This is a genomic window from Verrucosispora sp. NA02020 (genome assembly GCF_013364215.1).
In the GTDB taxonomy this organism is placed as follows: Bacteria; Actinomycetota; Actinomycetes; order Mycobacteriales; family Micromonosporaceae; genus Micromonospora.
Genome location: NZ_CP054923.1, coordinates 6020622 through 6046022 on the forward strand (window position 1 = coordinate 6020622; position 25401 = coordinate 6046022).

The following is a 25401-nucleotide window of genomic DNA, read 5'->3' on the forward strand; positions in this document are numbered from 1 at the left end:
CGCTTCGCGGGAGTCTGTGACACAGCAGCCGGTCGGTCGCCCGACCCACCAGGAAGCTGGTGAGCGGGTTTCGCCGTCTGCGGCGACCAGTGAAGACTGCGGTGCGGCGTGTGCCTAGGCAGGGGTGACGGGCTTACCGCCGAGAGCTTCGGGGGTGCGCCGACCCGCAGGAGATCGCATGCTTCGCGGCTGTGCTAAGTCTAGAGCGTAATCAACTCTTCCGACCTGCGGCAACAGGGTCCCGCTCCGCGTGTCCGAGTCTACCCTGCTCGACCTGCGCGCCGGGCACGTCTATCGGCAACCGCAGAATCTGCCATTCTGTTCCCGCGTCGAAGCCTTCCGGCAGCTCAGACAGGGCGAGCACGGTCGGTCCGGCACCACTGACCACGGCTGCCACACCGGCCGCACGCAACTCCTCGACCACTGCGGCCGTACCCGGCATCGACGATGCGCGATAACTCTGGTGCAACCGGTCGACGGTGGCCGGCAGCAGCAGACCCGGCTCCGTGGTCAACGCGTGCACCAGCAGCGCCGCCCGTCCGGCGTTGAGCGCGGCGTCGGCGTGCGGCACGGTCGCCGGCAACGCCGCCCGCGCCGACGCGGTCAGTCCGCGCTCGGTCGGCACCAGCACCGTCGGGTGTACGCCCTCGGCCACCGGCAACGACAACGCCCGCGCACCGCCGGACTCCGTCCAGGCCAGCGTGAACCCGCCGAGCAGGCAGGGCGCGACGTTGTCCGGATGCCCCTCGATCCGGGCGGCCAACCGCAACGCGGCGTCCTCGTCGAGCCGCTGCTCCCCGTCGACCACCAGGGCACGGGCCAGCAGCACACCGGCCACGATCGCGGCCGAGGAGGAACCGAGGCCACGCGCCTGCGGGATCCGGTTGACACACTCCAACGCCAGCCCGGACGGCTGGCCGCCGAGCTCGTCGAAGGTCGCCCGCATGGCGCGTACCACCAGGTGTCCGTCGTCGACCGGCAGGTCGTCGGCGCCCTCACCGGCCACCGACACGGTCACGCCACCCGCCGTCACCTCGGCGGCGACGTCGTCGTAGAGCGCGAGGGCGAGGCCCAGGGCGTCGAAGCCGGGACCCAGGTTCGCACTGGTGGCGGGGACCCGGACCCGGACCGGGCCGGCGGCGAATGTGGTCGGCACGCCGCCCATGCTAGGGCCCCACCGGCGACGCCCGACGCGCTGCCCGCCCCCTGGGACGCACCTCGCGCCCGGCACCCTTGCCCACAGGTCCTAGTCTGCCCAGACCGACGGCTTCGGGAGGACTGCGTGAGCGACGTCAGATATCTGCTGGTGCAGGTGGCGATGGATCTGCCGACGTTGATGGTGCTGATCACCGGAGGCGTGCTGGCGACGTCCGCCCGGGGGCGGCTGCCGGGAGCGGCCCGTCGTCTGCTGCTGGCCGGGCTCGCCGTCCTGCTGGCCGCCACGCTGATCAGCCTCGTGTGGTCGGTCGCGTTGCCCTGGGCGGTCACCGGGGGTACCGCCCGGTTCAGCGCGCTGTCCCTGGTCGTCGGGGTGATCAACGCACTGCTCTTCCCGGCCGGAGTCGGGCTGCTGATCGCGGCCGCGCTGGTCGGCCACCGGAGGGCGCCGGCACCGGGCGCCGCCGCACCGGGCGCCCCCACGGCCTGGGGTCCGCCGCCAGCCGACGCGTACCGACCTCCGGCGGACGCGTACCAGCCGCCGGCCGACCCGTACGGACCTTCGGCGGACCCGTACCGGCCGCCCACCGTCACGCGCTAACGGGGCGGGTCTACCGGGTCCCGGTCTCGGCGACGGTCGGCGCCGGGGCGGCGAGCGAGAGCCGTCGGGTGGCCACCCGCCAACCGATCGCGTACGTCAACGTGACCAGGCCGCAACTGGCCAGCACGATCCGTTCGTCCACCACGTCCACCACGGCGGCGACCGCGAGCTGGCTGACCGAGATCGCCAGGGTCGCCAGCATCATGTCGGTGGCGAACACCCGGCCCCGTAACCGGTCCGGCACCTCGCCCTGCAACGCGAAGTTCGACATCACCCAGTTGCTGCCGCCGGCGAAGTGCGCCACGAAGACCAGCACCAGCACCAGCGGGAACCAGGGCACCACCGAAGTGCCCAGATAGGCCAGCCCGTACGCCGACATGGACAGTGCCAGTCCGGGCAGCAGCCAGGCCCGGTTGGTCAGTACCCGGCGCATCAGGATCGGGCCGACCAGCGCGCCCGCGCCGCGTACCGCGAACAGCAGGCCGGTGCCGAGCGCGCCGACCCCGTACACCCCGGCCAGCAACGGGAAGACGGTCAGCACGCCGTTGCCCAGGCCGACCGCCGACTTCACCGTCACCAGGGCCAGCACCCGTGGGCGGTGCGCGATGTAGCCCAGCGCCTCGCGGATCGCCGCCCAGGTCTGCGGCGGTGCCTGGTCCTGCTCGCGCGCCGCCTGGAGGGGCCGGCGGATGCGGGTGGCCAGCAGCGCGGCGAGCACCAGCGCGACCGCGGCGACCCAGAAGCAGACGTACGGCCCGGCGGCGGCACTGAGGACCCCGCCGAGGGAGGCACCGACGACGGTCATGGTGCCCCAGGCCGACCCGGCCACCGCGTTGCCCGCCGCCAGCTCGTCCGCGTCGAGCACGTTCGGCAGGGCCGCCTGCGCGGCCGGGGAGTAGAACGCCTTGGCCACCGCGATCACGCCGATACCGAGCATCGCCAACCAGGCCGTGCCGGCATCGCGTACGCCGAGCAGCAGCAGGGCGCCGACGAGCGCGGCGACGTTCGCGGCGATCATGATCGTACGACGGTCGAAGCGGTCGGCGACGGTCCCGGTGTACGGCAGCAGCAGCGCCACGATGCCGGTGTCCACGGCCAACACGAGCGCGCCCCACACGCCACTGCCGGTGAGCTGCGGCAACAGGACCAACAGCGGCACCATCACGAACCAGTCGGCGCCGAAGACCACCAGTTGAGCCAGGAAGAGACTGCGGAAGTTCCGGTTGCGGGTGATGACCCCGACGGTGGACGCCACGAGCCGGACCCTACCCGGCCGTACTCCCCCGGTGAGTCGGGGCGCGGACACCCGGATGTAAGGAGGGGTCCCCTGCTAACGCCTCGTGCATAGCAGGGGACCCCTCCTTTCACTCGGTGGGTGGGAACGGTGAGTTGCGGGTCTTCGGCAGCCGGAGCACCTCGAACTGGTCGGTGCTCTCGATCAGGGCGCCGGAGGGTGCCGCCGGCACCGGCCGGCTCTCCGGTCTGCGCTCCTCGGCGGGCGGCGCGGTCGCCGTCGCCTCCCGTCCGGCCGGCTCGTCGCCGGGCGCGTCGTCCGGGTCGGCGTCGCGCGGCTCGTCCTCGGACGACGGGCCGGACCGGCCCCGACGCCGGGCCAGCACCGACTCCTTGGTGTCCTCCACCATGGCGTACAGCGTGGGCACCAAAATCAGCGTGAGCAGGGTGGAGCTGAGCAGACCGCCGATCACCACGATCGCCAGGGGCCGGGAGATGAACCCGCCCTCGCCGGTGAGCCCGAAGGCCATCGGCGTCAACGCGAAGATGGTCGCGATGGCGGTCATCAGGATCGGGCGGAGCCGGTGGCGTCCACCCTCGACCACCGCCTCCCGCACGCCCATCCCCTGGGCGCGGTACTGGTTGACCAGGTCCAGCAGCACGATCGCGTTGGTCACCACGATGCCGACGAGCATGAGCACGCCGATCAGCGCCGGCACGCTCAACGCGGTGCCGGTGGCCAGCAGCAGGGCGACCGCGCCGGTGGCCGCGAACGGGATCGAGACCAGCAGGATCAGCGCCTGTACGACGCTGCGGAAGGTCGCCATCATGATCAGGAACACGATCGCGATCGCGGCCAGCACGGCCAGACCGAGATCGGCGAAGGTGTCCCGCTGCTCGGCGCTGACGCCACCGATGGTCAGGGTCGCTCCGGGTACGTCGATCGCGTCCAGCTCGCGTTGCAGCTCGGCGCTGATCGCCCCCAGGTCGGAGCCGGTGACCGTGCCGGTGACCGAGACGCTGCGCTCACCGTCGATCCGTCGCACCTGCTGCGGTCCGGTGGTCTCGGTGACCTCGGCGATGTCGTCCAGCTTGACCGCGCCGACCCGCATCTCGCGCAGCTCGGTCACGGTCGTCGGCGGCTGCGCGGAGAGCCGCAGCACCACGTCGCGCGCACCGCCGTCCAGGCTCACCTGGCCCAGCGGCGTACCCCGGAACGCCTGCGCGACGAGCTGACCGACCGCGGCCTCGGTGAGCCCGGCCCGGCTGACGGCCGTCCGGTCGACGGTCACCTCCACCCGTGGCACCTGCTCGGTCAGGGTGGACGAGACGTCCTCGACGCCCCGCAGGCGGGTCAGCACCGCCTGCGCCTGCTCGGCCGCGCGGGTCAGCGCCTCGGGGTCGGCGGCCCGCACCACCACGGCCAGCTCGTTCGCGGACGCGCCGCCCTGGCCCGCCGGGAACGTGATCTCGCCCGCGTCGGCGCCGAGCGCGCCGATCCGGTCCCGCAGGATGCCGCGCATCTCCTTGGCATCGGTCCCCTCGCCGAGCAGCAGCGCGTAGCTGGCCACGTTGTTGCCGGCGCCACCACCCCACGGCGAGTCGCCGCCACCGGCGGTGACCTGGTACGACCGCACCCCCGGCGTCTCCGCCAGCACCGCCTCGACCCGGCGGGCCGCCGCATCGGTGCCGCCCAGCCCGGTGCCCACCGGCAACTCCTGCCGGATGTTCAGGGTGTCCTGGCCGGAGTCGTCGAGAAAGTTGGTCTCCAACTGCCGGGCCAGGCCGAACGTGCCGAGCAGCACCACCAGACCGGCCGCCAGGGTGGCCAGGCGGAACGCCCGCCGGCCGGTGGCGAACCGGATCACCGGCAGGTACGCCCGCTGCAACGGGCTGCGCAGTTCCCGCTCCTCGGCGGCGCGGCGCACGGTCGCCCCGTGGGCGCCGGTCACCGGCTTGAGGAACCAGTACGCGAGCACCGGCACCACCGTCAGCGATACCAGCAGCGAGGCCAGCAGCGCCACCGTGACCGTGATCGCGAACGGCGCGAAGAGCTGGCCGACGAAGCCGCCGACCAGGGCGATCGGCGCGAAGACCGCGACCGTGGTCAGGGTGGAGGCGGTGACTGCTCCGGCCACCTCGCGGACGGCGGTGAGGATCGCCTCCCGCTTCGGCCCGCCGTACGTCAGGTGCCGTTTGATGTTCTCCAGCACCACGATCGAGTCGTCCACCACCCGCCCGACGGCGACCGTCAACGCGCCGAGGGTGAGCAGGTTGAGCGAATAGTCGCCGATCCAGAGGGCGAGCAGCGCGACCACCACCGACAGCGGGATGGAGACCGCGGTGACCACGGTGGAGCGGATCGACAGCAGGAACACCAGGATGACCACCACGGCCATGATCAGGCCCAGCAGACCCTCGGTGCTCAACGTCTTGATCGACTTCTCCACGAACGGGGCCTGGTCGAGCACGACGGTCAACTCGGCACCGGTGGCGGCCCGCAGTCCGTCGAGCCGGTCGGCCACCTCGTGCGAGATCTGCACCGCGTTGCCGTCCGGGTCGGCGGTGACCGTGATGCCGAGGCTCTCGCGACCGTTGGTACGCGTGATCGCGGTGGCCGGGGCGAGTTGCTCAGAGACGGTGGCGACGTCACCCAGGCGGACCGGACCGGTCTTGCCCTTCGGCGGCGCGACGATGACGGCCCGCAGGTCGTCCAGCGTGGTCAGGGGCGAGCCCACCTGCACCGGCAGCGCCCGGTTGCCGTCCAGGACCGCCCCGGCGGGCACCGACACCCCGTTGGCCTGCAACGCGGTGCCGATCGCGGTCGGCTGCACCTTGGCCCGGGACAGCTTGGCCGGGTCGGGGGTGATGACCACCAGGTCGTCACGGACGCCGGTCAGCTCGACACCGCGTACGCCCTCGATGGCCGCCAGCTCGGGCACCACCGTGTCCCGCAGCTTGGCCGCGAGGGCACGCTCGTCGTCACCGCCGCTGGCGGCCAGCACCACGGCCGGCAGGTCGTCCGTGCTGCCCGCGATCACCTGCGGCTCGACGTCGTCGGGCAACCGGGTGCGGTTGAGCGCGGTCTGCATCCGGTTGACCACGTCGTCCAGGTCGGTGCCGAACTCGTACTGCACCTGGATGGTGCTCAGGCCCTCACGGGATGTGGAGGTGACGCTGTCCAGCGCGGGGATGCCCCGCAGGCTGTTCTCGATCGGGACGGTCACCTGGGACTCGACGACCTCGGGTCCGGCACCGGGGTAGGACGCCACGATGAACGCGGCGGGGAACTCCAACGAGGGCAGGAGTTGCTGCTTCAGCGACGGCACGGCGTACGCACCGAACGCCGTGGTCACCACCGCGATGAGGGCGACCAGCCCTCGGTTGGCGAGGCTGAATCTGGCGAGCAGCGACATCGGCGTGGCTCACTCCTGGGGGAGACGTTCGAAGGGCACGAGCAGTGTGCCCGACCCGATTCGCCCGTCGGTGTCCGGGGCGGGCCCGGCGGGCACCGGTTCGGCGGTGCCGATCCGCAGCGACGCCACCAGGTCCCGGTACAGCTCGTCGGTGCGCAGCAGGGTGGCGTGGTCCCCGACGGCGCGGATCCGGCCCCGCTCCATCACCACGATCTGGTCGGCGTCGAGCACGGTGGAGAGTCGGTGCGCGATCGTCACCACCGCCCCTTCCTCGGCCCGCTGCCGGACGCACCGGCTCACCACCGCCTCGGTCAGGCCGTCGACCTGCGAGGTGGCCTCGTCGAGCAACAGCACGTCCGGCGTCCGCAGCACCGCCCGCGCCAGCGCGATGCGCTGCCGTTCGCCGCCGGAGACGGTGGTGGCCGCCAGCGGCGTGTCCAGCCCGAGTTCCAGCCCGCTCACCTTCTCGTGCAGGTTCACCGCCCGCAGCGCGGCCCAGAGTTCGTCGTCGCTCGCGTCGGGGTGGGTGAAGCGCAGGTTGTCCCCGATGGTGCCGGGCACGACCGGCGCCTCCTGCTCCACGTAGGCCAGTCGCCCACGGATCTGCGCCGGGGTGTGGTCCGGGTAGCGCCGGCCGTCGAGCAGCAGTTCCCCGTGCTCCGGTTCGAGGAAGCGCAGCAGCAGGGAGAAGAGTGTGGTCTTGCCGGCGCCGGAGGGCCCGACCAGCGCGGTGTGGCCGACGCGGGGGATCTCCAGGTCGATGTCGCGCACGGCGGGTGGCGCGGAGGGCGCGTACCGGGCGGTGACGCCCCGCAGCGTCAGCACCGGCCCGGAGCGGTCGCGGTGGCCGGCGGTGACGACCGGCGGTACCGGCTCCGGCGCGGCGGACGCGGTGACGGTCGGCGACGAACCGGGTTCGGCCTCGACCGCCTCGATCTCACGGAGCCGACCGGCCGCCGCGATCCCGGCCTGCATGGCGGTGAGGTTCTGGGTCAGCTCGCCGATCGGCCCCATCAGCCCGAAGGCGTAGAGCAGGAACGCGATCAGGGTGGAGACCTCGATCAGGCCGCGTTCGGCCCGTGCCGCGCCGACGCCCAGGATGACGATGACGGCGAGCTGGATGCCGGTCCAGGAGATGGTCCACACCAGGGCGCTGCGGCGGGCCGCGCGGAGCCCGTGCTCGGCGGCCTCGCGGGCGTGCGTGGTGAGCGCCGACGTCTGGCGCTGCTCGGCGCGACTGGCCTTGACCGTCCGGATGGCGCGCAGGGAACCCTCCAGGGCCCCGCCGAACCGCCCGACGGATTCCTGGGCGGCTTCCTGGGCGCGGCCGATCGAGGGCAGCAGGTATCCCATCAGGACCGCCACCACGACCACCGCGACCATGGTGGCACCGAGCAGCACCAGGTCGAGCGCACCCATCAGCACGAGCGTTCCGACCAGCGCCAACGCACCGTTGGTCAGGCCCACCAGGCTGCCGGACGCCTGGTGCAGCAACGCAGGGTCGGAGGTGGCCCGGGTGACCAGTTCACCGCCGGAGCGGTGCGTGAGCTGGTCGATCCGGGCAGCGAAGTAACGGCGGATCACCCCGGTGCGGGCGTCGAGCACCACCCGTTCGGCGATGCGGCCCATCAGGATCCACTGCCACAGCGAGATGGCGGCACCCACCACCACGAGCACCAGCAGCACGGCGACGGGTCGGGCCAGCGACTCACCGGCGCCGAGGGTGTCCAGCACCCACTTGGTCACCAGCGGGGTGGCCAGCCCGGCCGCGTTGGCGACCAGGCCGAGCAGCAGCCCGACCAGCATGGCCGGCCAGTGCGGCCGGAGGTAGGTCAGCAGCAGCCGGGTCCGGGCCCTCGGGGCGGTCGGCTCCGATTCGGTCGCGGCGGGTACGGCGGTCACAGTCACCCGGCAATGGAACACCACTGTTCCACTACGGGCAAGCAATATTCCGAATCTGTACGTTGGTAACCTGTCCGGCGTGATGACCACCGACGAGAGCGGCAGCCGGGCGCGGACCCGGCAGGCGATCCTGCAGGCCGCGATCGAGGTGCTCAGCCACAACCAGGCCGCCAGCCTGAGCGAGATCGCCACCGCCGCCCAGGTCGGCCGGACCACCCTGCACCGCTACTTCGCCGAACGCTCCGACCTGCTGGCCGCCGTGGCCGCCGAGGGCGCGAACCGGCTCAACGAAGCCACCGGACGCGCCCGCCTGGCCGACGGCACCGGCGCCGAGGCGCTGCTCCGTCTCTGCGCGGAGTACTTCGACCTGGGTGACCTGCTCTCGCTCGTCTTCGCCGAGCCGACGATCATCGAGGACCCGATCTGGGGCACCGAGGTCTGCGACGACGACTTCTACGCGATGATCGCGCGCGGCCACGCCGACGGCAGCATCGACCCGGCGCTGCCCGCGCCGTGGGTGCAGTCGGTGCTCTGGTCCCAGCTCTACGCCGGCTGGAGCTACCTGGCCTCCCACGAGGTCTCCCGGCACGAGGCCCTCGGCCTGGTCATCCGGACCGTCGCCGGCGCTGTCGCACCCCGGGGCTGACCCTCCGCCGGCTCACCCTCGTTCAGCCCCGACCGGCGGCATCGGCCCGTCGACGGCGGTCCGTCCACGCGGCACGCCCGCACCACCACGGCGCGTCGAGCGGGACACCGCCGGGGCGCCCACCCGCAGCAGCCGTGGACGCCGCCGGGCGGCGAGGTCCTCGATCCACCCGACGGCCAGCGCCGCGACGGCCGTCAGCAGGACCATCCCGACCAGCCGTATCCCCACGTGGGCGACGGAGTCGAAGGAGAGCCACGGCATGAGCAGGGCGGTGATCGCCGCACTGGCCGGGATGTGCCACAGATAGACGGTGAGCGCCCGGGCGTTGACCAGGCGCAGCAGCCCGCCGCCCCGCGTCGGCCGGACCTCCCCGGTCGACCGGGCAACGGCGGTCGACCGGGGGGCCCACCGCAACAGCGCCGCGACCCAGGCCATCGACCAGATGGTGGAACCGGCCGGGATGTGGTTGAGCTCGCCCGGCGCACCCGTGGTGGCGGCGAGCAGCACCCAGGTGCCACCGACGGTGGCCAGCACCAGGACCAGACCGTGGTAGAGGCGGGCCGGCACCCGCCGCAGCAGTCCGTCGTGGTAGGCGAAACCGAGCAGCCAGCAGGGCAGGTACGACACGACGAAGTAGAACTGGGTCACCCCGGCGAGATGAGCGCACACCGGCAGGGCGGTGGCCGCCGCCAGCACGGGCCACGGCCAGCGGCGGTACAACGGCAGGAGCAGCGGTGAGAGCAGGGTCAGCCACAGGTACGTCGAGACGTACCAGAGGCCGACGGTGAACGCCCACCCCCAGGACATCGCGCCGGCCGACGGCACCCGCAGCGGCAGCAGCCACCAGCAGACGTCGCCCCAACCGAACCCGCTCGGCGTGCCGGAGACCTGACCGGCGACGGCCACCAGCACCAGCACCGTCGCGCCGAAGGCCCAGAACGGCACCAGCAGCCGCCGCATCCGACGGCCGACGGCACGGGTGCCGTACCGGTCCAGCGACGCGGCGAGCAACGCGCCGGCGACGCCGAACATGACGCCCATCGCCGGCACCAGCAGGCTCAGCCACAGCCACCCGGTGGCGTGGTACAGCAGCACCCGGGCCAGTGCCGCAGCGCGCAGCAGGTCCAGGTAGGAGGTCCGTGACTGCGCGGCCACCACGGGCGCGACGCCTGTCGCGTCGGGTGTCCGCCGAGCCTCGGCAGCCACCGGGTCGGTAGCCACCCCATAGTTGTACCGCCAGAAGACGCCTTTGCGACCAAAATGCCCATAAAGGAGCAAGTGTCGGTTTGGCTGCCTCAGGCGAGATCGAGCGAACGGGCGGCGGCGAGCGGGTCGTTGGCGATGGTGACCGGCGCCGGAGCCGTGGTGATCGCCCACTCCGGATCCTTCAGACCATGCCCGGTGACCGTGCAGACCACGGTGGAACCGGCCGGCACCCGCCCGGCGGCGGCCTGCTGCAACAGACCCGCCACGCTGGCCGCGCTGCCCAGTTCCACGAAGACGCCGACCTCCCGGGCCAGCAGGCGGTACGCGGTCAGGATCTCCCGGTCGGTGACCGACTCGATCAGGCCGCCGCTGGCGTCCCGGGCGTCCAACGCCTTCGTCCAGCTCGCCGGGTTGCCGATCCGGATCGCGGTGGCGATCGTGGACGGCTCGGGCACCACCTGCCCGGTCACGATCGGTGCGGCACCGGCGGCCTGGAAGCCGTACATCTTCGGGGTGCGGGTGGCGTTGCCGGCGGCGGCGTCCTCGCCGTAGCCCATCCAGTACGCGGAGATGTTGCCGGCGTTGCCGACCGGCAGGCAGTGGATGTCCGGCGCGTCGCCGAGCGCCTCCACGATCTCGAACGCGGCCGTCTTCTGACCATGCAGCCGATCGATGTTGACCGAGTTGACCAGCGCCACCGGGTAGTCCTGGGCGAGCTTGGCGGCGAGTGCCAGACAATCGTCGAAGTTGCCGGTGACCTGGAGCAGCTTCGCGCCGTGCACCAGAGCCTGGGCCAGCTTGCCGAGGGCGATCTTGCCCTGCGGCACCAGCACCGCGCAGGTCACCCCGGCGCGGGCCGCGTACGCGGCGGCGGAGGCACTGGTGTTGCCGGTGGAGGCGCAGATGATCGCCTTGTTACCCGCCTCGACCGCCTTGGAGACGGCCATCGTCATGCCCCGGTCCTTGAACGAACCGGTCGGGTTGGCGCCCTCCACCTTGAGGTAGACGTCGCAGCCGAGCCGCGCGGAGAGCACCGGCGCGGGCAGCAGCGGCGTGTTCCCCTCGTGCAGCGTGACGACCGGCGTGGCGTCGGTGACCGGCAGCCGGTCCCGGTACGCCTCGATCAGACCCCGCCACATGCCGCTCTCCTCGCCTCTCGTACCCGTCACCGGTCACCACCGGCCGGGAGCCGTACCCATCCGGTCCGCCCGCTCACGAGCCCCCCTCGACCCGCAGCACGCTCGCCACCGAACGGACGATATCGAGCCCGCGCAGTTCGTCGACGGTCGCCGCGAGCGCCGCGTCCGGCGCCACGTGGGTCACGATGACCAGGATCGCCTCGCCCGCTCCCCCGGTACCGCCGCCGGCCGGCCCCTGCCGCACGGTGGCGATCGAGACGTCGTGGCGGGCGAACACCCCGGCCACCGCCTCCAGCACACCCGGACGGTCGGCCACGTCGAGACTGATGTGGTAGCGGGTGAGCGCCTCGCCCATCGGGCGTACCGGCAGGTCGGCATAGGCGGACTCGCTGGCCGCCCGGACCCCGGCCAGCCGGTTGCGGGCCACCGCGACCACGTCGCCCAGCACCGCGCTGGCGGTCGGCGACCCTCCCGCGCCCCGGCCGTAGAACATCAACTGCCCGGCCGCGTCGGCCTCGACGAAGACCGCGTTGAACGCGTCGCCGACGCCGGCCAGCGGGTGGCTCAGCGGGATCATCGCCGGATGGACCCGGACGCTGACCGTCTCGCGGCCCTGCCCGTCGGCACCGCGCGCGGCGATGCAGAGCAGCTTGATCGTGCACCCCATCGCCTTCGCGCTGGCCACGTCGGCGGCGGTCACCTCGGTGATGCCCTCACGGTGCACGTCGTCGGCACCGACCCGGGTGTGGAAGGCCAGCGAGGCGAGGATCGCCGCCTTGGCCGCCGCGTCGAAGCCCTCCACGTCGGCGGTCGGGTCGGCCTCCGCGTACCCCAGCTCGGTGGCCTCCTCCAGCGCCTCGGCGAAGCCGGCGCCGGTGGCGTGCATGGCGGAGAGGATGAAGTTGGTGGTGCCGTTGACGATGCCGGTGACCCGGGTGATCCGGTCACCGTGCAGCGACTCGCGCAGCGGGCGCAGCAGCGGGATCGCCCCGGCCACCGAGGCCTCGTAGTAGAGGTCCGCGTCGCCCTCGGCCGCCGCGTCGTGCAGCGTGCCGCCGTCCTCGGCGAGCAGCGCCTTGTTGGCGGTGACCACGCTCTTGCCGGCCCGCAGCGCCTCGACCAGCCAGCCACGCGCCGGTTCGATGCCGCCGACCACCTCCACGACCACGTCCACGTCGTCGCGCTTGATCAGCCCGAGCGCGTCGGTGGTGAACAGGGCCGGATCGACCGGCAGGTCACCACGGTCACGCCCGAGCCGGCGTACCGCGATGCCGGCGATCTCCAGCGGAGCACCGATCCGGGCGGCGAGGTCGGCGGACTGCACGTGCAGCAGCCGCACCACCTCGGCGCCGACGGTGCCGCAGCCGAGCAGGGCCAGGCGCACAGGTTGATTCATCCCACATCCAAGGCGAGCAGGTCCTCTTCGGTCTCCCGTCGAACGATCAGCCGGGCCTGGCCGTTCCGCACCGCGACCACCGGGGGGCGGGGCACGTGGTTGTAGTTGCTGGCCATGCTGCGGCAGTAGGCACCGGTGCCCGGCACCGCGACAAGATCTCCGGGCTGCACGTCGGCGGGCAGGAATTCATCCTTCACCAGGATGTCCCCGGACTCACAATGCTTTCCCACCACGCGGGCGAGCATCGACCCGGCGGAGGTCGCCCGGGAGGCCAGCGTCGCCGAGTACGCGGCGTCGTAGAGCGCGGTCCGGATGTTGTCGCTCATCCCCCCGTCGACGCTGACGTAGGCACGGTGCCCGTCGGCCGCGTCACCACCGGCGCCGACCAGCACGGACTTCACGGTGCCCACCTCGTAGAGGGTGAACACGGCCGGGCCGACGATCGCCCGACCCGGCTCGATCGAGACGCGCGGCACGGCCAGCCGCTCCGCCGCGCACTCCGCGTCGACGATCCGGCGCAGCCGCTTGGCCAGCTCGTGCGGGGTCGAGGGGGCGTCCTGGGTGGTGTACGCGATGCCGAAGCCGCCGCCGAGGTCCAGCTCCGGCAGCTCGACGCCACGGGCGTCGCGGATCTGCGCCTGGAGCGCGAGCACCCGGCGGGCGGAGACCTCGAAGCCGCTGGTGTCGAAGATCTGCGAGCCGATGTGCGAGTGCAGGCCGCGCAGTTCCAGCACGTCCTCGTCGAGGATGCGCAGCGCCGCCGCGCTCGCCGCGCCCCCGGCCAGCGAGAAGCCGAACTTCTGGTCCTCGTGCGCGGTGGCGATGAACTCGTGGGTGTGCGCCTCCACGCCGACGGTGACCCGGATCATCACCCGGGGCCGGACGCCCCGCTCGCGGGCCAGCGCGGTGAGCCGGTCGATCTCGGCGGACGAGTCGACGATGATCCGGCCCACCCCGGCGTCCAACGCCCGGGTCAGCTCGGCCACGGACTTGTTGTTGCCGTGGAAACCGATCCGCGCCGGATCCATCCCGCCGGCCAGCGCCACGGCCAGCTCCCCGCCGCTGCACACGTCGAGGAAGAGGCCCTCCTCGGCGATCATCCGGACCACCGCCCGGCAGAGGAACGCCTTGCCCGCGTAGTAGACGTCCTCGTCCGGAAAGGCGTCCCGGAAGTCGCGGCAGCGCGACCGCAGGTCCTCCTCGTCCAGCACGTACACCGGGGTGCCGAACCGGGCGGCCAGGTCGCGGACGTCCAGGCCGGCGACGACCAGCGCGCCGTCGTCGCCGCGCCGGGTCGTGCGCGGCCACAGGCGCGGCACCAGGGCGTTGACGTCGGCCGGGGCACGCAGCCACGACGGCCCCCGGTTGCCGATGTCACCGTGCAGCGCACCGGCCTCGTGAGCGCGCATCGGTCACATCCTCTCGGGGGCCGAGACGCCGAGCAGGCGCAGGCCGTTGGCGATGACCACCCGGGTGGCGTCGTTCAGCCAGAGCCGGGCCCGGTGCAGGTCGGTGATCTGCTCGTCGCCCCGGGGCAGGACCCGGCAGTTGTCATAGAACCGGTGGTACGCCCCGGCCAGGTCCTCCAGGTAGCGGGCCACCCGGTGCGGCTCGCGCAGCTCGGCGGCGGCGGCCACCACGGCGGGGAACTCGGCGAGCGCCTTGAGCAGCTCGTTCTCCTTGTCGTGGTCGAGCAGCTCGGGCCGGAACGAGCCGGTGTCGCCCCGGGTCAGCCCGACCTCGGCGGCGTTGCGCGCGACGTTGGCCGTCCGGGCCGCCACGTACTGCACGTAGTAGACCGGGTTGTCGCGGGTGGCCCGGGTCCACAACTCGATGTCGATGTCGATGGGCGAGTCGCTGGAGTAGCGGGCCAGCGCGTACCGGGAGGCGTCCACCCCGATGGCGTCGACCAGGTCCTCCAGGGTGATCACGGTGCCGGCGCGCTTGCTCATCCGCACCGGGGCGCCGTCGCGCACCAGGTTGACAAGCTGGCCGATGAGGATCTCCAGGGTCTGCTCCGGCTCGTCGCCGAAGCAGGCGGCCATCGCCTTCATCCGGCCGATGTAGCCGTGGTGGTCCGCGCCCAGCATGATCACGACCCGGTCGAAGCCGCGCTCCCGCTTGTCCAGGTAGTAGGCGCAGTCGGCGGCGAAGTACGTCCACTCGCCGTTGGACTTGCGCAGCACCCGGTCCTTGTCGTCACCGAAGTCGGTGGTGCGCAGCCAGGTCGCGCCGTCGGCGTCGAAGACGTGCCCCTGCTCGCGCAGCCGGGTCAGGGCGTGCTCCAGCTCACCCCGGTCGTGCAGGTCCTTCTCGTTGAAGTAGGTGTCGAACTCCACCCCGAAGTCGCGCAGCGAGGACTTGATCTCCTCGAACATCAGCGCGACGCCCTCCACCCGGAAAACCTCCTGGGCGGCGGTCTCGTCGAGCGACAGCACCTCCGGCCGCCGGGTGGTGACCTCGGCGGCGATCTCCGCGATGTACGCCCCGCCGTAGCCGTCCTCCGGCGCCGCCTCGCCCCGGGCCGCGGCGAGCAGCGAGCGGGCGAACCGGTCGATCTGGGAACCGGCGTCGTTGAAGTAGTACTCCGTACCGACCTCGGCACCGGCGGCCCGCAGCAGGCGGCTCAGCGCGTCGCCGACCGCCGCCCACCGCACGCCGCCGATGTGCACCGGTCCGGTCGGGTTGGCCGAGACGAACTCCAGGTTGACCTTCAGGCCGGCGAGCCGGTCGCCACGGCCGTACTCCTCGCCCGCCTCGACGATGCTCCGGGCGAGCTGGCCGGCGGCGGCGGCGTCCAGCCGGATGTTGAGGAAGCCGGGGCCGGCGATCTCCACCGACTTGACCCCCGCCGTGCTGCCCAGCGCGGCGGCGAGCCCGGTGGCCAGCTCGCGGGGCGGTACGCCCACCTTCTTGCTGAGCTGGAGCGCCAGCGTGGAGGCGTAGTCGCCGTGCTCGGGGTTGCGGGGCCGCTCGACCGTCGTGTGCTCCGGCAGCGCGGAGCGGTCCAGCCCCCGGTCGGTGAAGACGGCGTGAGCGGCGGCCAGGACGGCTTCGGCGAGTTCAGCGGGAGTCACCGAACCATGTTATCGGGGGTAGACTCGGTCCCCGCGGCGGCGACCCGGCATCGGGGGCTGGGCCGCCGGACTCCTCTGACCGACCGACCTGACGAGGCACGATGAGCATCAGCACCCCGGGCGGCCCGCAGCGCCGCCCGACCGTGGTCAGCACCGGTAAGAAGCCGGCGGCTGGTCGGCCGGCCGCCGGCGACAAGCCGACCGGCGACAAGACCGGGTCCGGCAAGCCGGCGACCCCCCGCTCCGGCGGTGGCAAGGGCCCCCGCAAGCCGATCACCCCGGTGAAGGTCAGCCAGGGGCGCTCCTGGGGGCCGATCGCCCTCTTCGTCGCCGTGGGCGTGCTCGCCACCTCGATCATCGGCTTCGGCGCCTGGGCGACCTTCAAGGGCAGCCAGTCGTGGCAGGACAAGGCTGCGGCGATCGACGGCGTCGTCAACTTCCGGGAGAGCGACCCGGAGAGCATCGCCAACCAGGAGCACCGGGCCGGCAAGATCGAGTACCCGCACAGCCCGCCGGTCGGCGGCCCGCACAACAACACGTGGCAGCGCTGCCAGGGTGACGTCTACACCGCGCCGATCGCCAACGAGCACGCGCTGCACAGCCTGGAGCACGGCGCGGTCTGGATCACCTACCGCCCCGACCTGCCCGAGGCGGACGTGGCGAAGCTCGCCGACATCATCCGCGGCAACGACTTCATGCTGATGAGCCCCTACGAGGGCCTCGACAAGCCCGTCTCGATCCAGGCGTGGGGCTACCAGCTCAAGGTCGACGACGCCGGCGACTCCCGGCTGAAGGAGTTCGCCACCGTGCTGGCACAGAACGCCTCGATGGAGCCGGGCGTGCCCTGCTCCTCCGGCAACTACACCACCGGCACCGGCACCGAGCCGCGCGAGATGCAGCCCACGCAGGGCGGCTGACATGCCCACCGCCGTGCAGGACCCACCGGTGACCGAGCAGACGGGCGGGGCAGCACCCCGCCCGGCCTCCCGGACCCTGCGGTACCTGACGCTGGCCGTGACCGCGCTGATGCTGCTCGCCGTCGGGTGGACGGCTGCCACGCTGGCCGCCGGGCGGACGCCGGGTGAGGAGTCGGCCGAGGCCGGCTTCGCCCGGGACATGTCCCGGCACCACGCGCAGGCGGTCGAGATGGCCATGCTCGCGTACGCCAAGGGGCAGGATCCGGCGATCCGGCAGATGGGGTACGACATGGCCCTCACCCAGCAGGCGCAGATCGGGCACATGCAGCGCTGGTTGCAGGAGTGGGACCTGCTGCCCACCGGCACCCGGCCGGCGATGGAGTGGATGCCGGACGGCGTACGGGTGGACGCGAACGGGCTGATGCCCGGCATGGCCACCCGGGAGCAGATCACCCAGCTCCACGAGGCCCAGGGTGCCGAGGTCGACCGTCTCTTCATCGACCTGATCATCAAGCACCACCTCGGCGGGATCCACATGGTCGACGGGCTCCTCAAGACGTCCGACCGGGCCGAGGTGGTCCGGATGGCCGAGGCCATGAAGCAGGCGCAGCAGAAGGAGATCAACGAGCTCCGGAAACTCCAGCAGGCCGCCGGCTGATACCGGGACGGTCCGCGACCGCCGCAACACGTGTACGACCGGAGAGGGGCCCCGCCGGAACACCGGCCGGGCCCCTCGCCCGTCCGCAGGTCAGCCCCGAGCGTGCCCCACTTGTCCGATAGACACTTTTAGTACTTTCTGAACTAATTACCGAGCTTGACAACCTTTCTCCCCACATATCGTGACCAGTTGGGATTCGGGCTCGTTGCGCAGGACGTGGGGGTTGCACTCAGAGACGCACGGCGTTCGGTCACCAGTTGGTGCCGACGCCACACCATCGGCGGTGACGGGACGGTGGCAGCCGTCCGTCGCGGACAGCGGCAGAGCGAGTCGGGAGCGCTCAGCCGCGAGCAGGAGCTGGAACTCATCGACACCCTGCGGGGCGTCCACCCCGACGAGTTCGGGCTGGACGAGGAACTCTGGACTCGCCAGAGTCTGCACACCCTGATCGAGCAGCACTTCGGGCTGACCCTGGACGCCGGGGTCGTCGGGGCGTACCTGCGGGCCTGGGGGCTGGGCCCCCGCGAGCCGCGCGAGCGCGCCTGCGGGCTCTGCGTCGGCGCGGTCGAGCGGTGGGTACGCGGCGAGTACCCGGCCATCACCCGGGCCGCCCAGGAGCACCTCGCCGAGGTCTACTGGCTCGGCCGGGTACGCCTCCGGGGCACCATGCCGGCAGCCGACGTGATCTCGGCGGTCTCCTCGCGCGGCCGGGTGCGGTTCATGGTCACCACGCCGTCGGTGGATCCGGCACTACCCCGGGACTTCGTGCTCCGCCTCAGCGGCACCGAGCAGCGCACCGTGCACCTGATCGTGGACGGCTCCTGGGCCCGCAACGAGTGGCCCCGCCGCCTCCCCCGACGCATCGTGCCCCACCCCCTCCCCAGCTGCGGCCGCACCCAAGCCGCCTGACCCACCCCACCCCGTCCCCGTCCCCGCCCCCTCTCGCTGCGTTGATCAAGAGGTTTTGGCCTTCGGAATAGCCCGTCGAGTACCAAAACCTCTTGATCAACCGGACGACGCGGGGGTGGGTGTAAGGGTGGGGTCGGGGTGCCGGTTCGGCGATCGAAGGGTGAGTTTGCTAGTCTTCTCCAGTCGCTGAGCCCCCGTAGCTCAGGGGATAGAGCACCGCCCTCCGGAGGCGGGGGCGCAGGTTCGAATCCTGCCGGGGGCACCAGAGCAGACCAGCACGAGCAAGGCCGTTGACCAGAGATTCCCGGTCAGCGGCCTTTTTCGCGCCCAGCGGGCAGCACCGGACACGCACCGACCACGGCTGGATCGCCCTTCCGGGCCGTGACGACCCCCGATCGGCGGTCAGTACGGGGATGCGTGCCGACACTATGCTGTGAGCACCTCGCCACTCTGCGGAAGGGCTGCCGGTGCCCCGGGTGAACGTACGGTGGTCGCGGATCTCGGCCACCGAGAAGGCGTCCTACGGTGGTGCGGCGATCGCGGCCTCGGCCACGGTGGCGGTGGCGGTCGTGCAGGGCGCGGTGCCGTTGCTCGCCGGGCAGGGCGGTACGATCGCGGTCGCGGTGGTGTCGTTCCTCGCCGGGGTGGCCGTCACCGGCGCGACGGTCGCGGTGGTCGCCACCGTACGCCGACGATCCCTGGCCGGCGACGGACCGGAGTTCGACGTCTTCGTCTCGACGCCGATGGCCTCCCTGCCAAAGTCGGAGTACCCGGCCCACCGCCGACAGATCATGACGCTGATCCGGGAGATCGAGCAGCGCGCCGGGCTGAGCTGCTACTACGCCGGACGGGACCGTCCCGAGATCGCCGACTTCCCCGCCGTCGACCTGGGGTTCCGGGACGAGTTGCGGGCGCTGACCCACAGTCGACACTTCCTGCTGGTGCTGCCCGTGTCGAATCCGTCGAGCGCGCTTGTCGAGGCCGGGGTGGCGATCGCCCTGCGCACACCGTCCATCTATTTCAGACACACGTCCGCGGTGCTGCCGTTCCTCCTCCGGGGAGCGGCCAACTCCAATCATCCGGACATACCCCGGATCCGGGTCTACGAATACGCTGATTTCAGCGAGTTGGCGACCCTGGTCCGGGTCAACGGCAAGGGCCTTTTCGAGAGCCACACCTGACCAGCACGATCGGAACGTGGATGTCGAACATCTCGGGCGCCAAGAAACTCTTCGTCATCATGCCGTTCGGTCTGAAGCGGCTGCCCTCCGGCCTGATGCACGACTTCGACCGCTTCTATCACGGGATCCTCCGCCCGGTGGCTCAGGACGCCGGGTGGTCGGTGTTCCGCGCCGACGAGATCACCGAGCCGGGCACCATCGTCAACCAGGCGTTCCGGCACCTCCAGGCCGCCGACGTGGTGGTCGCCGACATCAGCTCGCCCAACGGCAGCGTCTACTACGAGTTGGGCGTGCGGCAGGCCATCTCGCCGGGCAAGACGATTCTCGTCGCGGTGCACGGCACCGAGTTGCCGTTCGATCTGAAAAGCCAGCGGGTGCTCTTCTACAGCCCACAGTTCGACCAGGATCCACGGTTCCGGTTCGCGTACCGCGAGGCGCTCATCTCGGACAGCCCGCACGTCCACAATCCGGTCCGGGACGCGTTGAGCGACCTCGGGTTGAACTTCCATCCGCGTACCGACCGGGTCGCCTTCGAGCAGGAACTGCACCACAAGATCGAGCGGAGCCGCAACATCGAGCAGTTGCTCGCGGTCTGGCACTGGGCGCGGCAGTCGGGTGACCTGCCGACCGGGGCGTTGCTGTCGTTGAGCAACCGGTTGGCCGCCGAGGGCGACTACGCCAGCGCGGTGCAGGTCCTCGACGCCGCCTTCCCTGAGGCTGACGGCGACTGGGAGGTGCACCGGCAGCGCGGCTTCTACCTGCGCAAGCTGACCCGGCTCGACGCGGCCGAGGTGGCGCTGAACCGGGCGTACGAGCTGAACCCCTCGGACCCGGAGACGCTCGGCATGCTCGGCGGCGCACTGAAACGTCAGGGCCGGTACGCCGAGGCGCTGCGCCTCTACCAGCAGGGTGCCACCCTCTCCCCCACCTCGTTGTACCTCGCGGTGGCCTGCGCCGGCATGCTGGCCATCGCCGATCCCGGCAACCCCGAACCGGCGCTCGCCCGGTACCGGCAGTTGCTCGACGAGATCGACTCCCGCCCCGGGCAGGAGACCGACTCCTGGGCGAACCTGGTCCGGGCCGAGGCACACTTCGTGCTGGGCGACGTGGAGGCGGCCCGCCGCTTCGGGCGGGCGGCGGTCCGGTACGGCGCGGAACGGCTGCACCTGGAGTCGACCGCCGACCAGATTCTCATGCTGCACGCCAACGGCCTGCCGCTGCGCGACGCGGACGGTTTCGCGCGCTGGCTGGTTGACGGGGCCAGGGATCCGGCGTCCACGACCGTGGAGGAGCGGGGCGCACCGGCGACCGATCCGGACTTCCCCCGTCGGATGATCTTCCACATCTCCGACGTCCACTTCGGATCGATCACCGAGGGCGGCAGCCGCATCGACGTGCACCGGTTCGCCGACACCGAGAACTCCGACCGGCTCAGCGTCGAGCTGACCCGGGAGTTCCACGGCGCCCTCAAGCGGTCGGGCTGCGCCGCCTCCGACGCCGTCCTGGTGGTCTCCGGCGACTCCACCTACACCGGACGGCAGGACGAGTTCGACCTGGTCCGGCAGTTCCTCACGGAGCTGTGCGAGAACACCGGGATGGACCGCAGCCAGGTGGTGCTGGTCCCCGGCAACCACGACATCGACTGGCTCCAGACCAAGTCGAACCGGGCCAACCGCTTCGACAACTACCTCACCTTCGCGCACCAGTTCTATGGCGAGGAACTGTTCCACGAGGTCTATCCCCGCATCGAGTGGGACCTGCGGACCTCGGGCACCCGGCCGGAGGCGAGGGAGATCGTCTATCGGCGTACCGACCGGACGATGACCGTCGTCGGGTTGAACTCCTGCATCTTCGAGGACGACCAGAACCACTACGGCTACATCGGCAAGCGTCAGCTCGACATCGTCAAGGACCTGCTGGAGCAGGAGCCGCCGGAGAACGTACGGGTCGCGGTCATGCACCACCACCTGCACCCCTTCCCCGAACCGCTGGAGCCGCGACGGGGTGACGCGGTCGTGCTCGACCTGTCCACCGTCCGCGACGCCGGGCTGGTGGAGCAGCGCCTGGAGCGGCTCGGCTTCTCGCTGCTGCTGCACGGGCACAAGCACAAGCCGCAACTGCGCGAGACGCTGGTGCGGATCCCGCAGAACGACTCCAGCGTGACGCCCCGCCCGCTGATCGTCTCCGGCTGTGGCAGCACCGGAGTCAGCCAGCACGAACTGGAGCACAACCAACCGAACCACTTCGCCGTCCTGGAACTGGCCCAGCCGGTCCGGGTGCCGGGTGCCGACTTCCTGGTCATCGAGTGGCGCGAGCTGGCCGTGGCACCGGGCGCCGAATGGGTCACCAAGCAGCGCTGGACCATCAAGGGCTGACCTCGCCCGGTGCCTCCGCGAGGGCCGGGTCCGCGCACGTGCCGGTCGCCGAGGGGCCTGTTGGGGACGGGACCTTGGTCCTGCCCGGCTCAGGTGTTCCGGCCCGGGTGCCGGAGCCCCGGCGCGGGGGATGGTGATCCCGTAAGAAGCTGACTGCGGAGGCGACGATGACCATCCACCACGGCACCCGACGATCGATCGAACGGCCGCTGGAGCACGCCGAGATGCCCGGCGCCATGCTCACCGTCACCGCCGCGCGGGCGCTGGCCGTGCTGCGGGTCGCCACCGGCCTGATCTTCCTCTGGGCCTTCCTCGACAAGACCTTCGGCTTCGGGTACGCTACCCCGGCCGAGCGGGCCTGGATCAACGGTGGCTCCCCCACCCGGGGCTTCCTCGCCAACGTGGAGGTGGGCCCGTTGCAGTCGATCTCCCACACGATCGCCGGCACCTGGTGGGCCAACGTGCTGTTCATGGTCGGTCTGGCCGCCATCGGCGTCGCCCTGGTGGCCGGTGTCGGGCTGCGCGTCGCCGCCGCCTCGGGCACCGTGATGATGGCGCTGATGTGGCTGGCCGAGTTCCCGCTTGCCCGGTTCACCGCCGCTGGCGACCCGACCGGCTCGACCAACCCGCTGGTCGACTACCACCTGATCTACGCGGTGGCGCTGATCGCCCTCGCCGCCGCGTACGCCGGACACACCTGGGGTCTGGGGCGGATCTGGGCCCGCCTGCCCTTCGTGCAGCGGCACCGCTGGATGATCTGACGCCCCGACCGACGCCGGGCCGGACCGCCTCCAGGGTCCGGCCCGGCGTCGTGTCGGCACCTGTCGACGAACCCGCACCGTCTTCCGGCGGACCGGACCCGGCACAGCACCAGGCGGACCGGACCCGCACCGCACCGCACCGGGCAGACCGGACCTCAGCCCGACTCTCCGGAACGGGTTCCTCGGCGCGTCGGTCCTCTGCTGCCGCCCTCGGCGCGCCGGCCCGTCACACCGTCCTCAGCCGCCCTCGGCGCGCCGGGCGCGGGCCCGGCGCCGGCCCTCGTGCATGGCCTGCACCCGGGGTACCGGGATGGTCCGCCCCTCCTCGACCAGGTCGGCCGGGAGCGGCTGCGGGGACGGCATCGCCTCGGCCCACGGGTCACCGTCCGCGAGCAGGCCGGGCACCGTCCGGATGGTGAAGTCCGCCGGGGCCACCGACTCCAGGTCGGCCCAGGGCACCGGGAAGGAGACCGGCACACCGGGCCGCAGCCGGGCGCTGTAGACGGACACGACGGTGGCTCCGCCGGACCGGGTCGGGTCCACGAAGACCTTGCCGGCCCGGTCCTCCCGGATGAACGCGGTGGTGGCCAGCGCCGGGTCGAGCCGTTCCGCACGGGCCGCGAGGGCCCGGGTGGCGGCGGCCAGTTCCTCGGCGTCCGGACCGGCCGCGATCGGCACGAAGACGTGTACCCCCTTGGCGCCGCTGGTCTTCACCGCACCGGTCAGCCCGGCGTCGGCGAGGGCCTGGCGGACCAGCAGGGCGGCGGCCACCCCGGCGCCGAAGCCGCCGTCGGAGGGTGGGTCGAGGTCGAGCACCAGGTGCGTGGGACGGCTCAGGTCGTCGACCACCGCCAGCGTCGGGTGGTACTCCACCGCGCGCTGGTTGGCGAACCAGAGCAGGGTACGGCGATCGTCGCAGAGCGCGTACGCGATCTCGCGGTGGGACGCCTCGGCCCAGACCGGCGTCCGGCGTACCCAGTCGGGGGTGTAGCGGGGCAGGTTCTTCTGCATGAACGGCGGCTGCCCGGGGCGTACCCGGACCACTGACAGCGGCCGTCCGCGCAGGTGCGGGACGAGCCGGTCGGCGACCGCGTCCAGGTAGTCGACCAGGTCCCGTTTGATCGCGCCGGACCCGTCGAAGAGCGCCTGATCGAGGTTGGTCAGCGCCACGCCGTCCCTGGTCTCGTCCCCCCGACTCATCCGCCCACCATCCCGCCGCCGCGACACGCGGTCAACCGGAACGCGCCGATCCGCCTACGCACTCAGCTCGAAAGGCGCACTGGCGCACTGGGGCGCGGACGGTCGGCTCGACTCACCCGCGGGACGGGGCACCCGGCTCCGCCCAGCTCACCCGCTCAGGCCAGTCGTTCGCCGGCGGCGACCGTGGCGAGCAGTCGGGCGGTGTGCGCACGGATCGCCGCGTACACAGCGGAGCCGTAGCTGATCCGGGCCACGCCGAGCGAGGCGAGTTCGGCGAGCGTCGGTGCCGCCGGGCGGGCCAGCACGTTCACCGGTCCGGGCACCTCCGCCACGAACGTCCGCAGGTCGGCGGCGTCGGCGAGCACGATCGGATAGACGCAGTCCGCACCGGCCGCCAGGTAGCGGCGGGCCCGGCGGATCGCCTCGGCGAGTCGCCGGGCCGGGTCGCCGGCCTGCTGGAGGAAGACGTCCACCCGGGCGTTCAGCACCACCGGTACGCCGGCAGATCCGGCCGCCGCCCGGATCTCGGCCAGCAGGTCGGCCTGCTTCTCGGTGTCCACCATCGCGCCGCCGGCCGGCTCGGAGTCCTCCAGGTTGAGCCCGACCGCGCCAGCGTCGAGCAGGCGCTCGACCAGTTCCGCCGGAGGCAGGCCGTACCCCCGCTCCAGGTCGGCGGTGACCGGCACGGTCACCGCACGGGCGATCCTGGCCACCGCCGCGAACATCTCGGCCGGTGGGGTGCGCTCGCCGTCGGCGTAGCCGAGCGACTCCGCGACGGCGGCGCTGCCGGTGGCGACAGCGGGGAATTCGGCGTCGGCCACGGCCCGAGCCGAGCCGGCGTCCCAGGCGTTGGGCAGGACGAGTGGTTCACCGGGACGATGCAGCGCGCGCAGTGCCGCCGCCCGATCGATCGCGGTAGAGGTCATAGCGCGATTCTGGGCATCGGACGGGCGGGAGCCCGAGAGCCAATCACACCCGGGTGGTTGTGGCGAAGACCACTGATCTGACCGATCGGTCAGCCTCTGACCGATCGGTCAGGCATGCTGGCTGCCATGGCCCGCCCGACCCAGCAGACCCACGACGAGATCCTGGCCGCCGCCACCCGGCGGTTCGCCGCCACCGGCTACCGGGGCACCTCGTTGCAGGACATCGCGCGCGAGGTCGGCTGCTCCAAGGCGGCGGTGCTCTACCACTTCGCCAACAAGGAGGCGATCCTCACCGAACTGATGGCGCCCGCCGTCGAGGTGTTGCAGGCGCTGGACGACCGGATCGCGGCGCAGGCCGACCCCGCCCGCGCCCAGCAGGTCGCCACCGAGGGCTTCGTCGACCTCGCCGTCCGGTTCCGTGGCGAGATCGCCCTGCTCCGCGGCGAGTTCCCCGAGCTGCTGCAACAACCCGACTTCGCGCACATCCACGAGATCTCCGAGCGGCTCATCGCCGCCCTGGCCGGACGCTCGTCCCGGGACTCGGCCCGGATCTGCGCGCTGGTGCTCCTCGCCGGCATCGCGGAGACCTGCGGACAGTTCGCCGAGGTGTCCGACGAGGACCTGCGGGCCGCCCTGCTCGCCCTGCTGCGACGGGCGCTGGAGCCCGTTCACTGACCCGTTCCACCATTCACTGAACCGA

20 protein-coding genes and 1 tRNA gene are annotated in these 25401 nt (G+C 72.0%); 10 read left to right on the forward strand and 11 right to left on the reverse strand.

All coding sequences use genetic code 11. The features are described from left to right. Positions 1–211 precede the first annotated feature (211 nt). Positions 212–1165: a homoserine kinase gene (gene thrB / locus HUT12_RS26830; protein WP_176095110.1), complete on the reverse strand. Its 954-nt coding sequence runs from the start codon at positions 1163–1165 to the stop codon at positions 212–214. Between the two features lie 117 nt (positions 1166–1282). On the opposite strand from thrB, the gene HUT12_RS32995 reads away from it, so the two are divergent. After that, positions 1283–1759: a hypothetical protein gene (locus HUT12_RS32995; protein WP_254876969.1), complete on the forward strand. Its 477-nt coding sequence runs from the start codon at positions 1283–1285 to the stop codon at positions 1757–1759. A gap of 10 nt (positions 1760–1769) precedes the next feature. Here the strand turns inward: HUT12_RS32995 and HUT12_RS26840 are convergent, their stop codons facing one another. From HUT12_RS26840 to HUT12_RS26850, 3 genes are all read right to left on the reverse strand, one after another. Next, the gene (locus HUT12_RS26840; protein ID WP_176095111.1) at positions 1770–3014 is read right to left on the reverse strand and encodes an MFS transporter; all 1245 of its coding nucleotides are present in this window, start codon (positions 3012–3014) and stop codon (positions 1770–1772) included. 109 nt (positions 3015–3123) lie between these two features. Continuing rightward, positions 3124–6408 carry an efflux RND transporter permease subunit gene (locus HUT12_RS26845; RefSeq protein ID WP_176095112.1) on the reverse strand — a complete coding sequence of 1095 codons (3285 nt, stop codon included), beginning with the start codon at positions 6406–6408 and terminating at the stop codon, positions 3124–3126. A gap of 9 nt (positions 6409–6417) precedes the next feature. Continuing rightward, the gene (locus HUT12_RS26850; protein WP_254876970.1) at positions 6418–8316 is read right to left on the reverse strand and encodes an ABC transporter ATP-binding protein; all 1899 of its coding nucleotides are present in this window, start codon (positions 8314–8316) and stop codon (positions 6418–6420) included. A gap of 76 nt (positions 8317–8392) precedes the next feature. Between HUT12_RS26850 and HUT12_RS26855 the strand changes: the two genes are divergently transcribed. After that, the gene (locus HUT12_RS26855; protein WP_176095996.1) at positions 8393–8956 is read left to right on the forward strand and encodes a TetR/AcrR family transcriptional regulator; all 564 of its coding nucleotides are present in this window, start codon (positions 8393–8395) and stop codon (positions 8954–8956) included. Positions 8957–8968: 12 nt separating this feature from the next. Here the strand turns inward: HUT12_RS26855 and HUT12_RS26860 are convergent, their stop codons facing one another. The 5 genes from HUT12_RS26860 to argS form a co-directional block, all read right to left on the reverse strand. Beyond that, positions 8969–10177: an acyltransferase family protein gene (locus HUT12_RS26860; protein WP_161594916.1), complete on the reverse strand. Its 1209-nt coding sequence runs from the start codon at positions 10175–10177 to the stop codon at positions 8969–8971. A 74-nt stretch (positions 10178–10251) separates the two neighbouring features. Next, positions 10252–11301: a threonine synthase gene (gene thrC / locus HUT12_RS26865; RefSeq protein ID WP_131052105.1), complete on the reverse strand. Its 1050-nt coding sequence runs from the start codon at positions 11299–11301 to the stop codon at positions 10252–10254. A gap of 73 nt (positions 11302–11374) precedes the next feature. Beyond that, positions 11375–12685, reverse strand: coding sequence for a homoserine dehydrogenase (locus HUT12_RS26870; protein WP_176095997.1), 1311 nt, complete (start codon positions 12683–12685; stop codon positions 11375–11377). A gap of 8 nt (positions 12686–12693) precedes the next feature. Then, on the reverse strand, positions 12694–14106 hold the full coding sequence (gene lysA / locus HUT12_RS26875; protein WP_131052097.1) for a diaminopimelate decarboxylase: 1413 nt from the start codon (positions 14104–14106) through the stop codon (positions 12694–12696). 3 nt (positions 14107–14109) lie between these two features. Continuing rightward, the gene (gene argS / locus HUT12_RS26880) at positions 14110–15774 is read right to left on the reverse strand and encodes an arginine--tRNA ligase (protein ID WP_176095113.1); all 1665 of its coding nucleotides are present in this window, start codon (positions 15772–15774) and stop codon (positions 14110–14112) included. Between the two features lie 101 nt (positions 15775–15875). Between argS and HUT12_RS26885 the strand changes: the two genes are divergently transcribed. The 7 genes from HUT12_RS26885 to HUT12_RS26915 all read left to right on the forward strand — a co-directional run bounded on the left by HUT12_RS26885 (position 15876) and on the right by HUT12_RS26915 (position 22575). After that, the gene (locus tag HUT12_RS26885) at positions 15876–16691 is read left to right on the forward strand and encodes a DUF3105 domain-containing protein (protein WP_131052095.1); all 816 of its coding nucleotides are present in this window, start codon (positions 15876–15878) and stop codon (positions 16689–16691) included. A 28-nt stretch (positions 16692–16719) separates the two neighbouring features. Next, positions 16720–17349 (forward strand): DUF305 domain-containing protein, encoded by a 630-nt coding sequence (locus HUT12_RS26890; RefSeq protein ID WP_236145623.1) that lies wholly within the window; start codon positions 16720–16722, stop codon positions 17347–17349. 216 nt (positions 17350–17565) lie between these two features. After that, complete coding sequence (locus tag HUT12_RS26895; RefSeq protein ID WP_176095998.1) at positions 17566–18258, forward strand: winged helix-turn-helix domain-containing protein; 693 nt, start codon at positions 17566–17568, stop codon at positions 18256–18258. Positions 18259–18448: 190 nt separating this feature from the next. Then, positions 18449–18523: transfer RNA gene (locus HUT12_RS26900), tRNA-Arg, on the forward strand. A 211-nt stretch (positions 18524–18734) separates the two neighbouring features. Continuing rightward, the gene (locus tag HUT12_RS26905; RefSeq protein ID WP_176095114.1) at positions 18735–19439 is read left to right on the forward strand and encodes a hypothetical protein; all 705 of its coding nucleotides are present in this window, start codon (positions 18735–18737) and stop codon (positions 19437–19439) included. Positions 19440–19459: 20 nt separating this feature from the next. Then, positions 19460–21814, forward strand: coding sequence for a metallophosphoesterase (locus HUT12_RS26910; protein WP_176095115.1), 2355 nt, complete (start codon positions 19460–19462; stop codon positions 21812–21814). 167 nt (positions 21815–21981) lie between these two features. Beyond that, positions 21982–22575, forward strand: coding sequence for a DoxX family membrane protein (locus HUT12_RS26915; protein ID WP_131052089.1), 594 nt, complete (start codon positions 21982–21984; stop codon positions 22573–22575). 237 nt (positions 22576–22812) lie between these two features. On the opposite strand, the gene HUT12_RS26920 is transcribed toward HUT12_RS26915, so the two are convergent. Together HUT12_RS26920 and HUT12_RS26925 are read right to left on the reverse strand one after the other, a co-directional pair. Beyond that, the gene (locus HUT12_RS26920) at positions 22813–23775 is read right to left on the reverse strand and encodes a DNA polymerase domain-containing protein (protein ID WP_176095116.1); all 963 of its coding nucleotides are present in this window, start codon (positions 23773–23775) and stop codon (positions 22813–22815) included. A gap of 155 nt (positions 23776–23930) precedes the next feature. Beyond that, a complete protein-coding gene (locus HUT12_RS26925) occupies positions 23931–24701 on the reverse strand; it encodes an isocitrate lyase/phosphoenolpyruvate mutase family protein (protein WP_131054001.1) in 771 nt (256 codons plus the stop codon). A gap of 126 nt (positions 24702–24827) precedes the next feature. On the opposite strand from HUT12_RS26925, the gene HUT12_RS26930 reads away from it, so the two are divergent. Beyond that, complete coding sequence (locus tag HUT12_RS26930; protein WP_131054002.1) at positions 24828–25376, forward strand: TetR/AcrR family transcriptional regulator; 549 nt, start codon at positions 24828–24830, stop codon at positions 25374–25376. Positions 25377–25401: the final 25 nt, after the last annotated feature.

Excerpts from the sequence above, each read along its gene's own strand:
- thrB (WP_176095110.1), bottom strand. The coding sequence starts at position 1,165 with ATGGGCGGCGTGCCGACCACATTCGCCGCCGGCCCGGTCCGGGTCCGG.
- HUT12_RS26845 (WP_176095112.1), bottom strand. The coding sequence starts at position 6,408 with ATGTCGCTGCTCGCCAGATTCAGCCTCGCCAACCGAGGGCTGGTCGCC.
- HUT12_RS26855 (WP_176095996.1), top strand. The coding sequence starts at position 8,393 with ATGACCACCGACGAGAGCGGCAGCCGGGCGCGGACCCGGCAGGCGATC.
- thrC (WP_131052105.1), bottom strand. The coding sequence starts at position 11,301 with ATGTGGCGGGGTCTGATCGAGGCGTACCGGGACCGGCTGCCGGTCACC.
- lysA (WP_131052097.1), bottom strand. The coding sequence starts at position 14,106 with ATGCGCGCTCACGAGGCCGGTGCGCTGCACGGTGACATCGGCAACCGG.
- HUT12_RS26885 (WP_131052095.1), top strand. The coding sequence starts at position 15,876 with ATGAGCATCAGCACCCCGGGCGGCCCGCAGCGCCGCCCGACCGTGGTC.
- HUT12_RS26910 (WP_176095115.1), top strand. The coding sequence starts at position 19,460 with ATGTCGAACATCTCGGGCGCCAAGAAACTCTTCGTCATCATGCCGTTC.
- HUT12_RS26915 (WP_131052089.1), top strand. The coding sequence starts at position 21,982 with ATGACCATCCACCACGGCACCCGACGATCGATCGAACGGCCGCTGGAG.
- HUT12_RS26920 (WP_176095116.1), bottom strand. The coding sequence starts at position 23,775 with ATGAGTCGGGGGGACGAGACCAGGGACGGCGTGGCGCTGACCAACCTC.
- HUT12_RS26925 (WP_131054001.1), bottom strand. The coding sequence starts at position 24,701 with ATGACCTCTACCGCGATCGATCGGGCGGCGGCACTGCGCGCGCTGCAT.
- HUT12_RS26930 (WP_131054002.1), top strand. The coding sequence starts at position 24,828 with ATGGCCCGCCCGACCCAGCAGACCCACGACGAGATCCTGGCCGCCGCC.